Origin of the sequence: Paenibacillus sp. GbtcB18 (assembly GCF_019091125.1) — a bacterium.
GTDB lineage: Bacteria > Bacillota > Bacilli > Paenibacillales > NBRC-103111 > Paenibacillus_F > Paenibacillus_F chitinolyticus.
The window spans coordinates 1-244 of sequence record NZ_JAGXJX010000709.1 but is presented as its reverse complement, the minus strand read 5'-3'; the positions used below and the strand labels follow the sequence as shown (position 1 = coordinate 244).

Annotated in this window: 1 protein-coding gene; it reads right to left on the bottom strand. The window is 59.0% G+C overall.

What is annotated here, in order from left to right:
* Window positions 1–60: 60 nt before the first annotated feature.
* Window positions 61–244, bottom strand: a 184-nt coding sequence (locus tag KVT34_RS30865; protein WP_217563358.1) for a hypothetical protein, incomplete at its 5' end; no start/stop codon positions are given.

Sequence of the window (244 nt, the reverse complement as noted above, 5' to 3'; positions counted from 1 at the left end):
ATCTTCGGTACCTATTCGGGAAGAGATTATGGCAATAGCTTGAACGCCCGGGCTGTCCTCTCATTCCGCTATCCGAAAATCATTCTCGTCTGTTGGGCGGCCTGCCTCGTTTTCTTCGGTGGCTTTGCCCACAGTCTTTCTTCCATGCTCCAGGGGCACGGCCTCGACACCGGAGGCTCGGTCGGCACGGTCCGACAGCGGCTGGACGCAGGTTGTAGCCGGCCTACCGAGCCGGTCGTTCTTT